The organism is Halorientalis sp. IM1011 (assembly GCF_001989615.1).
GTDB lineage: Archaea > Halobacteriota > Halobacteria > Halobacteriales > Haloarculaceae > Halorientalis.
The window spans coordinates 1019946-1033930 of record NZ_CP019067.1; the positions used below are offsets into that span (position 1 = coordinate 1019946).

General features: G+C 70.0%; 13 protein-coding genes. 2 read left to right on the top strand and 11 right to left on the bottom strand.

All coding sequences use genetic code 11. The features are described 5' to 3' along the window. Window positions 1–102: 102 nt before the first annotated feature. Genes BV210_RS05225 through BV210_RS05250 form a run of 6 tightly spaced genes read right to left on the bottom strand, consistent with a single transcriptional unit; the run spans window position 103 to window position 7557 of the window. On the bottom strand, window positions 103–975 hold the full coding sequence (locus BV210_RS05225) for a DUF58 domain-containing protein (RefSeq protein WP_077205614.1): 873 nt from the start codon (window positions 973–975) through the stop codon (window positions 103–105). Continuing rightward, window positions 972–1925 (bottom strand): MoxR family ATPase, encoded by a 954-nt coding sequence (locus tag BV210_RS05230; RefSeq protein WP_077205615.1) that lies wholly within the window; start codon window positions 1923–1925, stop codon window positions 972–974. The genes BV210_RS05225 and BV210_RS05230 overlap by 4 nt, the downstream gene beginning before the upstream one ends. Then, entirely contained in the window at window positions 1918–2802 is an 885-nt protein-coding gene (locus BV210_RS05235) for a hypothetical protein (RefSeq protein WP_077205616.1), read from the bottom strand. Before BV210_RS05235 ends, BV210_RS05230 begins: the two co-directional genes overlap by 8 nt. A gap of 2 nt (window positions 2803–2804) precedes the next feature. Beyond that, a complete protein-coding gene (locus BV210_RS05240) occupies window positions 2805–3416 on the bottom strand; it encodes a hypothetical protein (RefSeq protein ID WP_077205617.1) in 612 nt (203 codons plus the stop codon). After that, window positions 3413–5743, bottom strand: coding sequence for a VWA domain-containing protein (locus BV210_RS05245; RefSeq protein WP_077205618.1), 2331 nt, complete (start codon window positions 5741–5743; stop codon window positions 3413–3415). The genes BV210_RS05240 and BV210_RS05245 overlap by 4 nt, the downstream gene beginning before the upstream one ends. After that, the gene (locus BV210_RS05250; protein WP_077205619.1) at window positions 5743–7557 is read right to left on the bottom strand and encodes a BatA domain-containing protein; all 1815 of its coding nucleotides are present in this window, start codon (window positions 7555–7557) and stop codon (window positions 5743–5745) included. Before BV210_RS05250 ends, BV210_RS05245 begins: the two co-directional genes overlap by 1 nt. A gap of 219 nt (window positions 7558–7776) precedes the next feature. On the opposite strand from BV210_RS05250, the gene BV210_RS05255 reads away from it, so the two are divergent. After that, complete coding sequence (locus tag BV210_RS05255) at window positions 7777–8484, top strand: helix-turn-helix domain-containing protein (protein WP_077205620.1); 708 nt, start codon at window positions 7777–7779, stop codon at window positions 8482–8484. 16 nt (window positions 8485–8500) lie between these two features. Here BV210_RS05255 and BV210_RS05260 read toward each other — a convergent pair whose 3' ends face one another. Continuing rightward, the gene (locus BV210_RS05260) at window positions 8501–8827 is read right to left on the bottom strand and encodes a HalOD1 output domain-containing protein (RefSeq protein ID WP_172824877.1); all 327 of its coding nucleotides are present in this window, start codon (window positions 8825–8827) and stop codon (window positions 8501–8503) included. A 184-nt stretch (window positions 8828–9011) separates the two neighbouring features. Between BV210_RS05260 and BV210_RS05265 the strand changes: the two genes are divergently transcribed. Beyond that, entirely contained in the window at window positions 9012–10283 is a 1272-nt protein-coding gene (locus BV210_RS05265; protein WP_077205621.1) for an AAA family ATPase, read from the top strand. Here the strand turns inward: BV210_RS05265 and BV210_RS05270 are convergent, their stop codons facing one another. From BV210_RS05270 to BV210_RS05285, 4 genes are all read right to left on the bottom strand, one after another. After that, on the bottom strand, window positions 10284–11069 hold the full coding sequence (locus tag BV210_RS05270; protein WP_077205622.1) for a P-loop NTPase: 786 nt from the start codon (window positions 11067–11069) through the stop codon (window positions 10284–10286). It lies immediately after the preceding gene. Continuing rightward, a complete protein-coding gene (locus BV210_RS05275) occupies window positions 11066–11437 on the bottom strand; it encodes a hypothetical protein (protein WP_077205623.1) in 372 nt (123 codons plus the stop codon). The genes BV210_RS05270 and BV210_RS05275 overlap by 4 nt, the downstream gene beginning before the upstream one ends. Before the next feature lie 64 nt (window positions 11438–11501). Then, window positions 11502–12737: a TrkA C-terminal domain-containing protein gene (locus BV210_RS05280; protein ID WP_077205624.1), complete on the bottom strand. Its 1236-nt coding sequence runs from the start codon at window positions 12735–12737 to the stop codon at window positions 11502–11504. Beyond that, entirely contained in the window at window positions 12734–13972 is a 1239-nt protein-coding gene (locus BV210_RS05285) for a hypothetical protein (protein WP_077205625.1), read from the bottom strand. The genes BV210_RS05280 and BV210_RS05285 overlap by 4 nt, the downstream gene beginning before the upstream one ends. Between the last annotated feature and the right edge of the window lie 13 nt (window positions 13973–13985).

Here is a 13985-nt window from a genome sequence, read left to right on the forward strand (position 1 = left end):
ACCTCGGTGGATATCACGAACTGATCCGGCGTACTCGTGGGTTCGGGTCGGGTATGCGGCCGGAAGGCGTCGACGAACCGGTTTGCTCGCTCGGCCGCCTGTTCACTCCACCCAGACGTCACCGAAGGTGTCGAAAAAGTCCGCGCCGGTGTCGACTGCGACGTGGCGCGCCCCCATCCAGTCCCCGACCGCCTCGATATCGTCGAGGTGGGACTGGAGGCGGTCGTGGTACCGGCGTTCGACGGTCGCGCCGAAGTAGGTCCGCAGTCTCGTGTCGGCCTCCGGATCGCGGAAGATCGTGTCACCACGGGCCGGTGGGTCTCGCTCCTCGGGCGCGAGGACGTGCGCGAGCGTGCAGTCGTTGCGCTGGAGGGCGGCCAGGCCCGCCTCGATCTCGGCGGGGTCGCCGAGGAAGTCACTCGCCACGAGGACGAGCGACTTCGAGTCGATGGTCGCGGCGTAGTCCGCACAGGCCGTCCGGAAGTCCGTCTCCCCCGACGGCTCGGTCCCGTTCAACTGTTCGATCAACCGCAGGACCTCGCCCTGCGTCGAACGGTTGCGGTCGATCCGCTCGAAGGTCTCGCCGAGCAGTGAGAATCGAAAGTCGTTCCCCTCGGCGGCGGCGAGCGCGGCGAAGCCCAGGCCCAGTTTGGCCGCGTACTCGAACTTGTGGGGGGTCGCCGACTCGTCCCTGTGGCCCCCGAAGTCCATCGACTCGCTGGCGTCCACGAGGACGTGGACGGTGAGGTTGCGCTCGGCCTCGTACTGTTTGACGTACAGCTCCTCTGTGCGGGCGTACACCCGCCAGTCGACCAGCCTGGTGTCGTCGCCGGGCGTGTACTTCCGGTGGTCGCTGAAGGTCAGCCCCTCCCCGACCTCCGTCGAGCGCTGCTCGCCCTGCTGGACGGCGTCGACCCGGCGCTGGACGGAGGGGTCGAACCGCGCCAGTTCGTCGAGGAAGGTCGGTTCGATCACAGCAGGTCCCCGATCACGTCGTCGGCCGTCACGCCGTCCCGTTCGGCCCGGAAGTCCACGATGACCCGGTGTCGCAGTACCGGGCGCGCCATCGCCTCCACGTCCTCGCCGGTCACGTGTGCGCGTCCAGCCATGAACGCGCGGGCCTTCGCCAGCACGACCAGTCCCATGCTCGCCCGCGGGCTCGCCCCGTACTCCAGCCGGTCGGCCGAGCGGGTCGCTCGCACCAGTTCGACGGCCCGATCACGCAGGTCCTCGGCGATGGGAACCTGCCGGACGAGTTCCTGGCTACGAAGGAGGTCCCCGGTCGTCAGCTGCTGTTCGACCGGGATGTCGGCGTCGACGCGGCCGGTGTACCGGTCGACGATCTCCCGCTCGGCGTCGTCGTCCGGGTAATCGACGAGCACCTTCGCCAGGAAGCGGTCCTTCTGGGCCTCCGGGAGCGGGTAGGTCCCGTCTTGCTCGACGGGGTTCTGTGTCGCCAGCACGAAGAACGGGTCCGGGAGCTTCCGGGTCTCGCCGCCGGCGGTGACCTGTCGCTCCTGCATCGCCTCAAGCAGCGCGGCCTGGGTCTTGGGCGTCGCACGGTTGATCTCGTCGGCCAGCACGACGTTGGCGAAGATCGGCCCGGGTTCGAAGACGAACTCCCGGCCGTCGCGGGTCTCCCGGATGATCTCGGTGCCCGTGATGTCGCTCGGCATCAGGTCCGGCGTGTTCTGGACCCGCGAGAACGAGCAGTCGGTGACCTCGGCGATGGTCCGAACGAGCATCGTCTTGCCCAGCCCGGGCGTGCTCTCCAGGAGTGCGTTCCCGTCGGCGAGCAGGCAGGCGAGCACCTGATCAAGCACTGCCTCCTGGCCGACGAGGCGCTTTCGCACCTCCGAGCGGACCGCGGCGAGTCGATCTTGAATTCTATCCACCTCGTCGTCGTCGAGTGTGTCGTCAGTCATCGGTATCACGCTGAACGCGCAGGTTGTACTCCCGGACCAGATCCGCGTCTTCGAGGTTCCGTTCGGCGGCGAAGCCGGCCTGACGGGCCGCGACGGCGTCGCCGCCCGAGGACAGCCCGCTGTCCTCGTAGCTGTCGACTTGATCCCCGGACCCGCCGCCACTGCTCCGCGAGAAGTTCACGTCGAGTTCCTCCCGGCCGTCGGCGGGCTCTTTGGGCTCGCCGAGGACGTCGTCGGGGTTCTGGAGTTCGGAGACGCCGTTGTCCTCCCCGCCGAACGACTCCGACCCCTCGGTGTCGGTAGTGTTCGTCGTCGGCGCGAACGTGACGCCGGCGACGGCCGCCTGAACGGTCAGCGCGCTCGCAAGGACGACCACGACGGCGCTGACCGACAGCCAGCGGGTGTGGAGGAAGCCACCGGCGCTCGTCGCCTCCAGCCTGTCGGTCACCGTGCGATAGAGCCGGCGGGCCATCGGCGTCTCGGCTCCCGACCGGGCGGCGTCACGGGCGGTCCGGAGCGCGTCCGCGACGACCGGATTGGCCGCCTCGAACCGCTCGACCGTGTAGTAGCGCACCCGAAGGGCGAACTCGACCGCACCGGCCAGCAGGGCGACCCCGACGGCCGCGACGGTGCCCCCACGGACCGGTCCGACCGCCGGTAGCGGGACCGCGAACACCCGCGTCAGCAGGTTCGCGACGAGGAAGACGGCCGTGGCGTCGACCACCGCGTGCAACGCGGCCGCCTTCTGCCCCTCGCGTCTGATCGCCTGGACCGCCCGTTCGATCGTTTCGCGCTCCGCGCTCGGTTCGGTCCCGTCGGGTTCGCCGCTTGCCGCCACCTCGTCGGCGTCATCACTCGGCTCGTGGTTCTCGTTCATTGTCAGTTACACTCCTGGTACTGCGAACTGTTGTCGATCTTGCCACAGAGGTCGTCCAGATCGTTCTGCAGATCCTCCTTGTCCCCCTCCAGATCGTCGATCCGGTCCTCGCGGTCGTCGATGGTGCTGTTCAACTCGTCTGTCAGGTCCTCGAGGTTCGAGTTGCGTCGTTCGAGGTCGGTGTTCTCCGCGATCAGTTCGTCGCGTCGCGCTTCGAGGTCGTCCACCCGGTCCCGGAGGTCCGCCCGCTCGTTCAGGAGGTCGTCGACCTCGCGCTGGAGGTCCTCCCGTTCGGATTCGAGCCGGTCGATCCGGTCGCGGGCGTCCGAGAGGTTGCGCTCGGCCGCGTTCAGCTGGCCCGTCAGGTCCTGCAGGTCCGTCTGTCGGGTTTCGAGGCTCTCGTTGATCGAGTCGAGCCGGTCCCGGGTCTCGTTCAGGTCGGCCCGGACGGTCGCGAGTTCCTCCTCGGCGGCCGCGTTCTCCGATGCGAGCCGTTCCGCGCGGTCGGTCACGTCGCCGACGCTGTACTCGTAGTAGACGGTGACGCCGGCGACGCCGAGGACTGTCAGTCCGACCACGGCGAGCAAGACGACGTTGAGTCTGGTTCCGATCATGGTTGTCTGATGCGAACGAGTCGCCGCGTGCCGACCTCGAGGAGGTACAGCACGAGGGCGACGACGAGGACGAGCCACGTCCACTCCCTGGTGACTGTTTCCACAGTGGTAGCCTGCTGACGGACCCGGTCGGCGATGGCCGCGGCCCGATCCGACTCGAACACCTCGCCGCCGGTGCGCTCGACGGCGGTCCGGACGGCCCGCGACTGACCGAAGGCCGCGTACTCCCGCGGGTAGTTCACGGCGTACTCGGCCGACAGGAGCGACCGGTATCCGGATTCCGCCGGCACGAACGTGGCCTCGTACTGGTCGGTATCTACCTGCCTGAACCGGTAGCCGTCGGCCGATGGACGGTTATTGCCCTCGTAGGCAACTGTAACGGGACTGCCGACGCGGGCGTCCGAGACGGACGTGATGCCGGTCGCCAGCCGTTCGGGGTCGCCGATGGCCCAGTTGACGGACTTGGTGATCCCCAGCGAGTCCGGGGCCGAGAGCAGGCCGTCCAGCCCCCCGCTCTCGCCGTAGGCTGTGATCGCGACGGTACGCCCCAGCCCGTATCGCCAGGCCGTGATCGCGGGCGCGCCGTCCGATCCGGCGACCAGCAGGTCCGCCCCCTGTGCCGCCGAGACCGAGTGGGTCCGGCCCGGCTGGGCGGCGAACTCGACGCCGCTCGTGATGAAGTGCGACCGGTCGAGCACCGTGAGACCGCTGCCCTGGAACTGGCGCGTCTCGCCGCCGAACTCGATCCGGAGTTTGCTGGACTCGTCGGCCCGCAGGAAGGGGCCGCCGCCGGCCTCGGCTACCTTGCGGAGGTAGTCGACGGCGATTCCCTCGCCGACGCCGACGGGGATCACCTCGATGCCGCGCTCGCTAGCTCGGGCCGCCGCGCCCGGTGCGTTCCCGGCCTGTGCGCGCCCGTCGGTCAGCAGGATGATCGTCCCGCTCGACCCCAGCATCTGTGTCGCCCCCTCGATCCCGGCGCTCACGTCCGTACTCCCCGAGCTCTCCAGCCGGCGGATCCGATCCTCGAGGAAGGACCGGGAACCCCCCAGCCCGGTGAGCCCGGCGATGCGGTAGGTCTGGCTGTTGAACGCCACGATCCCGACGCGGTTGTCGTCGCCCAGTTGATCGAGCACGTCCAGCGCGAGCGCCTGCTGGGCCGACATCGACCCGCTCGTGCTGCCGGAGATGTCGACCGCGACGACCACCCGCGAGGTCTCGCCGCCCTCCCCGATGGTGACCGGGAGCATGTCGGTCACGAGTGACTCGCGGTAGCCACCCCGCTCGAAGGCGTTCGGTCCGCCGACAGTGACCAGGCCCGTGCCGTCGATGACTGCTCGCTGGAGCGCGCTCACGTTGCCGAGGTCGCCGGCGGCCACGTTCTGGACCACGACGGCGTAGTACTGAGAGAGGTTCGACGGGATCGACTCCCGCCGGTCCACGTCGTAGACGTTCCCCAGGAACTCGCCGAAGGGGTACTCCCCGCGGGCGACGTAGAGGATCTTCGGGGGTTCGACCACTCGCACCGTTTTGCGGAACACGTCGTTGCGGTCGTACACGTCACCTCCCTCGATCCGGGCGGTCACACGGTGACTCCCGGTCGAACTGAAGTTGTAGGTGAACGTGACGCCCCCCGTTCCCTCGACGGTCGCCTCGCGCACCTGCTGGCCGTCGACGCTGACGGTCAGCGTGGTCTCGGTGTCGTCGAGACCGGTGCCGTCGACGGTCACGCGGAACTGGTTGGCCACGCCCGTACTGGTCTTGGCCGGCCCGCTGATGCTAACCACGCGCTCGGTCCGGTTCGCGTCGAGTTCGACGGCGTGGATCGAGGCGTTCACCTGCTCGGCGACGCCGGCGGCCGCGTCGAGCGAGCGGCCGTCGGTCACCCGCCCGTCCGAGACCAGGAGGACGCTCCCGTTGGGGGAGAGCGCGCTCGTCACTGCGTCGCCGACCGGCGAGCCCGATTCGCCGCCTACCGTCCGGGTCTGGACCGCGACGCCCTCGTCCTCGATCGCGGCCGCGAGGTCGCCCGCCGCGGCGTCGGTCGTCGCCATGCTGTCCGAGCGGTCCACGAGCATCGTCACCGTCGGCTCCCCCGCCGAGTCCGTCGTCGCCAGCGTGTAGGGACCGGCGGCCGCGACGACCAGCAGGGTCACCAGCAGGAGCCGCGAGGCGAGAAACAGCGCCCGCGACCGCCCCGTGAACACCGCCCGCTCGCGCCGGCGGAAGACGACGACCAGCAGGGCCGCCGCGACCGGGAGGGCGACCAGCACGAGCGGCCGCTGGAGACCCATCCGGAGCCCCGCGAGCGTCGTCTCGACCGCCATCAGATGTCACCCCGCCGACGGAGATAGCCCAGTTCGGCCCCGAGCAGTCCGAGCAGGCCGAGCAGGACCAGCGGCGTGAGGTCCTGGCGTACCTGTTCGCCGGTCGTGGGACCGCCGTCGCTTCCCTCGTCGCTGCCTGCATCCACGGCGGCGGCACTCACGTTCGACTCGCCGGGGGAGAGCAGGGCCGCGCTGACCCGCTGATCCGCGGTCCGGTAGGTGCCGACGCGATCGATCTGCACCGTCGCGGTCGTCCGCTGGCCGGTCGGCGTCTCGACGGTCGTCTCCTCGTCCAGCTGGAGCGTCGTCCCGGTTTCGCGGTTCAGATCGGACAGCGAGGGCCGGCCGGCCAGCCAGTGGATCGCCCGCTTCCAGAACACGGGATAGCGGTAGTCGTAGCGGAAGGCCGTCTGGTTGGGCAGGTAGCCGTAGTACAGCGTCCGGCCGCCCTCGTACCCGCCGGCGGCCAGCAGCGGCGAGCCATCGGACAGGGTCACCAGCGAGGTCCCGGTCGCCGTCGCGCCGAGGTGGTGGTCCGGTGCCGGGAAGTCGAAGCCGGTGGTCACGGGGTGGCTGGTGACGTTGCCGATGCCGCCGGATTCCCGTACCTCGCCGGGCGTGACCGGCAACAGGTCCCCGTAGCCGACCGCGTCGACGTTGCGCTGGCTCTGGATCAGGACGCCCCCGCCGTCCGCGGCGGTTTCCCGGGCGGTCTCGACGGTCGCCCCGAGCACTCGATCGGGGACCACGTCGGCGAACACCACGGCGTCGTAGTCGCCGGTCGTCGACACGGGGGGCTCCCGGACGGTCACGTTCACCGTCGGGATCACCGCCAGTGCCGTCCGGAGATTCCGGTTGTCCCCGTTGGTCACGAGCAGGGTGTCCTCGGCCCGCTCGTCGGGCACGGCGACGGGCACGCGGTCGTCGACCGGGAACGCGTCGCTCCCGTCCAGCCGTGCGGTCGCCGACGCGGTGGGCAGCGGGAAGGCGACCGAGCGCCGGTCGCCGGGCTGGAGCGACACCGTCTCGGAGCGGCCGGCGAACGTCAGGGTCCGCTCGGCCTCGGTCGCCCCGGTGTTCGCGACACGGAAGATGACCTGCCGGTCCTCGAACGACCGGCCGACGATACCGACGTTCTCGGTCGGCCCCGCGTCGAACTGCCGGAGGGAAAGCGTCGCGCCGCTGGCACGGACCGACGCGGCGGCCTGTTTCCAGCCGGCCGCACCCTGTCCGGTGCCGCCGGCGAAGTCGCTGAACACGAGGACGCGACTCTCGGAACCGGCGAGTTCACGGGCGCGCTCGATGGCTCCGCGGAGGTCCCCGGGCGCGTGCGTGACACGTACCCCGTCGAGGGCCGAGCGCGCATCCTCGGGGTCGGCCTCGGCGACCGGCGTCCGGACGGATTCCCCGGCGACGACGACCGTCGTCGGCGTGCCGACGGACTCCTTCGCGGTCGCGACGGCTTCGGCGAAGCGGGTCCCGTCGCCCGTCTCGGTCGCCATGCTCGCGGAAGCGTCGACCACGAGCACCGTGGGCTGGGCGCTGACCTCACGCGTCGTCGTCACGTACGGCGCGGCGAGTCCGACCGCGAGCAGGACGATGGCGAGCACCTGCAACAGCAGGAGGAGGTTCCGGCGCAGTCGCTCCAGAATCGGGTTCGTGCCGCCCTCGTCCGGGTCGGACTGGAGGAACGCGACGGTCGGCAGGGGGAGTTCCCGCGGATCCGGCTGGATCAGGTACAGCACGAGCAGCGGGACGAGGGCGGCGAGCGCGGCCAGCCCGAGCGGGGCGGCGAAGACGTCACCGAGCGCCATGTGTTGGAGGGTACTGCAATCACGCTCCCCTTGTGGGACCGGTACTATAAGCCTCGTGGAAACTTCAACCTGAATTTGTGTCATCGACCGAATGGGGGAGAGCGACTGACTGGAGCGATATCGGAAGGTAGCGGCCGCCTTTCACGTCATGAAAGTATAATTAATGGGTGTGGCCACAACACACAAAAGGAGTGCGTGAGTCAGTGTCGACAGTTACCCATGTCCGGGACCCCCTCCATAGAGCAGGCCGACTCCGTCGTCGAGGTCGAGTTTGCGGTCCGTAACGACGACTATCCGTTCGTCTCGGTGACGGATCGGGAGCCCTGCGTCTTCGAACTCGCCGAGATGGTACCCCGCGGCGACGGGGACTACGCCGAGTTCTTCAACGTGCGAGGAATCGACCCGGACCGGATCCTCTCGCTCGCGACCGGAGCGGAGACGCCGGACGTATCGCTCCTCGAAACCTACGAGACGGGCGGGTTGTTCGAGTTCAACACCAGCGAGTTCTGTCCGGCGGTCAGGCTCGCGGAACTGGGCGCACTGCCGCGGGAAGTCACGGCCGCGGACGGGGAGGGGCGCATCGTCGCCGAGGTTCCGCCGCGGTTCGACCCGGCCGACATCGTCGAGACGTTTCTGGACGCGACGGCCGAGATCAGCCTCGTCTCCAAGCGGCGCAAGGAATCGTTCTCGCCGCTCTTCTCGGAATCGGTGTTCCAGCAGGTCCTCGACGAACGACTCACGGAGCGCCAGCGGGAGGTCCTCCGGGCGGCCTACGAGGCCGGCTACTACGAGTGGCCCCGGGAGTGTACAGGGGCCGACGTGGCCGACGAACTGGGAATCGCCTCCGCGACGTTCTCGGAGCACATCCACGCCGCCGAACGCAAGTTGCTGATGTTGCTGTTCGACTGCGCTTCGGGCCGGCAGTGAGCGACAGCCGCGGGTATCACCGCCGATCGCGATCCGGTGCCGAGACGACGATCCGGCCGTCCGATCGGACCGTCACCCGACACGCTTCGTATCGAAAGGAGACGGTGATCGGTCCCCGGTCCGCCTCGGCCGGCGTCGAGTCGAACAGGCTGTCGAGTGCGGTCGGGTCGACCACCTCGTAGAGGGGGGTAATGGCGGTCGTCTCGGCGTCCAGCACTGCGGCGACCGATTCGACCACGTCGGTAGAGAGCGCCCGTCCACTCGCGGGATCGAACTGCGTCGTGAGGGTCCGGCGCTCGTGACTCGTCGGTTCGTCAGGGTGGGTGTGAGGAGATCCAAACATGTCTCGGGACCAGCTCCGCTATCGGAGGTATGCGACAGCTGGGCATAGTTCGAGTCCCTACAGTTCGAGGGTCCCGTCGCCACGGGTCACACCACGTCGTCGCCGTCGGATGAAGCGCTTCGGTCACTCCAGTCGAGCCACCGGCGTGTGTACATTCAAGAGGGAAGACGCGACCACAGGGGGTATGATCGCCATCGCTGGCGCGAAGGGTGGATGCGGCAAGACGACGGCGACGCTGGGGCTGGCCCAGGCCTTCGCCCGGGCCGGCACGCCGGCGCTCGCCGTCGACGCCGACCGACAGCTCCCCAATCTCCACGTCACCGCCGACGTGGACCGGGAACCGACCGCCGCAGCTCTGGACGAGGGGACCGACGTGACCGCCCTGGCACAGCAGACCGCGGGCTCGCCGAGCGTCGGCGTCCTCCCGGCACCGAAGCCCTCCGACACGGTTGACCTGGGGACCGCCCTCGGAACCATCGAACAGGACTCGACAGCGGTGTTCGTCGACTGTCCCTCCGGGGCCGGCCCGGACATCGTCGAACCGCTGTCGGCGGCCGACGGCGTCGTCGTCGTCTCCACGCCCACCGAGCGGAGCCTCACCGCCGCCGAGACCACCGTCGACATCGCCCGCCGGCTGGAGGTGCCCGTCGAAGGCCTGCTGTTGAACCAGTGTGACTCGGTTCCCGCCGACGTGAAATCCGACTTCGACGTGCCGGTGCTGGGGGCCGTCCCCGAGCGTGAGCCTCCGCTCGCGGCCGAGGACGCCCGGACGGCCTTCGACCGCGCGGCCGCCCACCTCCTCGACGCGGCGACCGACCCGGAACCGGTCGCGACCGCGCCCGACGCCGAGAACCGCCTCCCGACCGGCATCGACGCCCTCGATCGGGCCTTCGGCGGCGGGTTCCAGCCCGGGACCGTCGTCGCCCTGACCGCCGCACCCGAGAGCCAGTCGGAGCTGTTGCTCCACGAGTTGACGACCGAGCGCGGCACGCTCTACCTCTCGACCGAGCGGAGCGAGGACACCGTCCGGTACGCCATCGAGGAGTCGATGGCCAGCGCCGGCAGTCCGACAGTCCGGCACCTCGACGCCGGGAACCCCCTGGTCAAAGCCGAAGAGCTGATCGGCAACCTCCCCGAGGGGGCGAACCTGATCGTCGACCCCGTCGACGCCCTGGAACGGGGCGATCGGAGCGACTACGTGAGCTTCCTGAACACACTGGTCGAACACACCCGTGTCACGGACAGTATCGCCGTCCTGCACTGTCTCGACTCCGCGCCGGCGAACCGCTCGGCCACGGCGCAGTTCGCCGACGTGGTCGTCGACCTGGAGTCCGAGGTGGGGGATGGCGGACTGAGACACGAACTCCGCGTCAGCAAATCGCGCCGGGACGGACTCCCGACCGACCCCATCGGGATCGACCTTACGACCGAGGCGACGCTGGGTCGCAGCGAGTAGTCAGGCGTCGACCCGCGTTCCGGCCCGGCTCCCACAGATCTCGATCCGTCGAGCCAGTCGCTCGAAGCTGTCGACCGCGGCGGCGTCGGGGGCGTGATCCCGAACCGGCACCCAATCGGCCTGTGCCTCGGCGACTGCACGCTGTTCGGGGACGACCGTCGTCGGCGCGCCGAACGCCGCCTCGATCCGGTCGGCGACGGCTTCCGTCCCGTCCCCATCGCGTCCGTCGTCGCTCCGCCCGTCGCCCGCGCCGAGCGTATAGTCGCCGATGGAGAACCCGTCGTCGCCATTCGTGCTTGGGGAGTCCCGGATCATATTGAGCGCGACGCTGGCCAGTGGCGTCTCGACGTTGAGCGACAGCTCCCGCGTCCGGTAGGCGTTCAGCAGGGCCGGCTTCTTCGGCGTCGTCACGACCACGGACACGTCGGCGCTGTGGAGTTGCATCCCCACGTCGCGGGCCAGTCCGGCCGGACAGTCGATCACGACCGTCCCGTACTGGCGTTCGACGGCCCCGACGGTTTCGACGATGCCGTCGAGACGAGCGGCGCGGGCGCCCTCCAGCGTCCGGCCACAGGGGAGGACCTTCACAGACCCGAACTCCGCGACGGCGTCGACGGGGTCGGTCCGGCCCGCGAGCACGTCGTGGAGGTCGGGGCCCGTCCCGCGTGGGAGGTCGGCGGTCGCGAGGTCCCCGTCGACGACGACGGCGTCGAGTTCCCGCCCGAGGTTCAGCGAGACCGTCGACTTGCCGACGCCGCCTTTCCCGCCGGTGACGGCGACGATCATGGGTCCTCTGCCAGCAGGTCGCTCGGCGGCGACCACGCGTCCAGGTCGGCGAGGACCTCCTCGGTCTCGGCCCGGTCGTCCTCGGCGCGGGTGACCGAGACGACTTCGAGTGGCTCGTCGACCGGTTCGCCGGGGCTGGCGAACCCGATCCCGCGTCGCCGTCCCGGCCCGACCGTCGCTTCCCACACGTCGCCCGACCACTCCGGGGCCGGCCGGTCGCCCAGCCCGGGTGACCAGGTCGGCCCGTCGATGCGACTCCGGAGTCGGACGACCTGGGGCGTCGACCGGTCGTTCGTCACGGTCGCGCTCACGAACGTCACCCCGTCCCGCCGTCGCACGTCCGTGTCGTCGATCCACTCCTCGTGCATACCACTGTTGGCCGCGCGTTCGCGTATAAAGTTCAACACCGTCCGAAAAGAATTGGGACTCGAGTCAGTCGTCACTGGCCGATGCCTCGGCCACCTCGTCATCGGCAGCCACCGATGTCTGGGCCGCGGCCGACCGCTCTCGATCACGATCGCGCTCGTATTCGGCGAGGTCCCGGAGCTGGCCGGGGGTCCCGAGGACGTAGACGGTGTCGCCGGCCCGGAGCGGGTCGCGGTCGTCTGGGAACGGCGTCGTCTCGCCGTCGCGGTCGACGACCAGCACGTCGGCGGGGAGCCAGCCGGCGAACTCGCCGTCGAGCGGACCGCCGTCTGCGACGGTCACCGAGGTCACCGTCTCGTCGGCCGCCCGGACGACCGAGACGAGTTCGTTCACGTCGTTCGGGTCAGCGGGCTGTGTCACCAGTCGGTACCGTGCGCCCGCGTCCAGTTCGTCGGCGTCGGCGGCGGCCACCTGCAGGGTGGTCACGTCGCCGACACTCGCCCGGAAGGTCCCCGTGGCGACCAGCTGGGCTTCCTCGCCAGCGCCGTCCACCGCCGTCCACACCTCGACGGGATCGCCCGTGTTGGCGTCGGCCGGCGGGTCCCCCCGCACCGCGACCGCGACGGTCTCGGGCGGGAGCGACGGGCCGATGCCCGCCGGCCGACGCCCGACCGCGAGGTAGGTCACCTCGCCCTCGTCGGTGACCGAGACAGAGACGTGGTCGACCGGGAAGTCCCGCTCGATCCGGGTGACCAGCCGCGACTCCAGTTCCGCGACCGACAGCCGACGCGGGAACAGCATCCGCCGGCCCGCCAGTTCCCGCTTGCTCTCCTCGTCGACCGGCGGGTACCCCTCGGCGTCGGCGACGGTCTCGGGCAACTCGACGGCGATGACGAGACCGGCCGACCGGACCAGTCGAGCGAGTTCGCCGTGGGCGTCCAGTCTGGTGATTCCGAACACCTCGCAGGCGAGGTGGTCGCCGATCCAGCGGCCCCCGGCCGACGCGACGGCGCTGACGAAGAAGGCTCCGAGCAGGTACGCGCCGGTGCCGTAGTGCAACAGTGGCGTGGGCTCGACGATCACGTCGCGAAGGAGGCCCACGAGGTTCAGCCAGATCGCCGGGAACACGGTGCCGACGACGACGCTCGCGCCGATGGGCAGCGGATAGGTCGTGTACTTCCGATAGACGAAGGCCACACCCGTCGCGACGACGCCGGCGTACAGGCCGAATCCGAGGATGTGCACCAGCGACCGCTTGGTCCAGTCCCCGGCCAGCGACTGCAATAGTACCACGTCGATCATCGCTCGCCCTCCGCTCGCTCGTCCAGCCGGTGCAGAACGGCCGTCTCGCCCACGACGAACGCCTCGTCGGCCCGCTCCAGCGCAGACTGCTCCGGCCCGAACGTCCAGCCCTGCCGCGCGCCGGCCGCGGCGGGATCGGCGTCCGGCGTCTCCTTGGAGTCGTCTCCGTCGCCATCCGTTCCGTCTGTCTCGGCGGCAGCGTCGCGGACCGCGAGCGGGTCGATCGCTCCGTCGGCAAGCGCCTTCCTGACCGCCGGCGTCAGCGTCAGCTTCCGGATCGTCCGGTCGGCGTCGTCGAGCAGCGAGAACGCCTCGAAGTCGTGGCGGCGTCCGCGCGGGTGGACGACCACACGGCCCCCGTCGGCGTCGAGCAGCGTCCCGGCCCCCGACGCCGGGACGGCCACCGTGACGCGCCCGTCGCCGCCGGCCGTCGCCCCGCCATCGGGAACCAACCCCTTCGAATCACCGCCGACCGTCCGGTCGATACCGAGAACGGTGCCCTCGACCGATCCCTCGTCGGTCCGGACGCTCACCTCGTCGTCCGGCGAGAGTCCGGTCGGCAGCAGCGCCGCGACGGTGACGGCCCGCCAGCCCTCGGGAACCCGGCTGGCGACGCCCGCGGTCGGCGGCGCGGCGGTAATCGTCGCCCGCCCGCGCCCGTCGATGGAGACCGACACCTCGCCGAGACCGTGATCCGTCCGCAACTGGTCTTCGAGTCGCCGCTCCAGTTCCGGGAGCGGGAGGTCGGCCGGGAGTCGCCAGGCCCCCTCGGCCAGCGCACTGTGAACGTCGGGCGACAGCGACGGATAGCCGTCGATCCCCCGGATCTCGCCCGCAGTCCGGATCGTCACCTGCCCGAGACCGTCCACCGAGTCGACGGCCTCGGCCGACAGCGTCCGTTTCCGCTCGGTCGGCTGACTCGTCTCGCGGGGCAGTTCGCCCGCGATCTTCTGGCCCTGACTGTTAGCGTACAGCGCGAGCATGACGATCACCAGCAGGCCGATCAACAACCGCGGGATCTGCTGGACGCCGGCACCGATGATCCCGACGTACAGCGCGTCGACCGCCACGAGCGGCAGGATGAGCAGGACGACGGCGATCTGGGAGAGTTCCTGCTCCCAGTAGTAGCTGATCGTGAAGCTGAAGGCCCCGACGGCGAACGAGACGACGATCCCGATCAGGACGCCGAAGGAGATCCCCAGCAGCACTTCGACCGGCAGTGACGGTGCTGCCATTGTCGTCCTCGGT

Excerpts from the sequence above, each read along its gene's own strand:
- BV210_RS05235 (WP_077205616.1), bottom strand. The coding sequence starts at position 2,802 with ATGAACGAGAACCACGAGCCGAGTGATGACGCCGACGAGGTGGCGGCA.
- BV210_RS05245 (WP_077205618.1), bottom strand. The coding sequence starts at position 5,743 with ATGGCGGTCGAGACGACGCTCGCGGGGCTCCGGATGGGTCTCCAGCGG.
- BV210_RS05280 (WP_077205624.1), bottom strand. The coding sequence starts at position 12,737 with ATGATCGACGTGGTACTATTGCAGTCGCTGGCCGGGGACTGGACCAAG.
- BV210_RS05240 (WP_077205617.1), bottom strand. The coding sequence starts at position 3,416 with ATGATCGGAACCAGACTCAACGTCGTCTTGCTCGCCGTGGTCGGACTG.
- BV210_RS05260 (WP_172824877.1), bottom strand. The coding sequence starts at position 8,827 with ATGTTTGGATCTCCTCACACCCACCCTGACGAACCGACGAGTCACGAG.
- BV210_RS05270 (WP_077205622.1), bottom strand. The coding sequence starts at position 11,069 with ATGATCGTCGCCGTCACCGGCGGGAAAGGCGGCGTCGGCAAGTCGACG.
- BV210_RS05250 (WP_077205619.1), bottom strand. The coding sequence starts at position 7,557 with ATGGCGCTCGGTGACGTCTTCGCCGCCCCGCTCGGGCTGGCCGCGCTC.
- BV210_RS05230 (WP_077205615.1), bottom strand. The coding sequence starts at position 1,925 with ATGACTGACGACACACTCGACGACGACGAGGTGGATAGAATTCAAGAT.
- BV210_RS05265 (WP_077205621.1), top strand. The coding sequence starts at position 9,012 with ATGATCGCCATCGCTGGCGCGAAGGGTGGATGCGGCAAGACGACGGCG.
- BV210_RS05255 (WP_077205620.1), top strand. The coding sequence starts at position 7,777 with ATGTCCGGGACCCCCTCCATAGAGCAGGCCGACTCCGTCGTCGAGGTC.
- BV210_RS05275 (WP_077205623.1), bottom strand. The coding sequence starts at position 11,437 with ATGCACGAGGAGTGGATCGACGACACGGACGTGCGACGGCGGGACGGG.
- BV210_RS05285 (WP_077205625.1), bottom strand. The coding sequence starts at position 13,972 with ATGGCAGCACCGTCACTGCCGGTCGAAGTGCTGCTGGGGATCTCCTTC.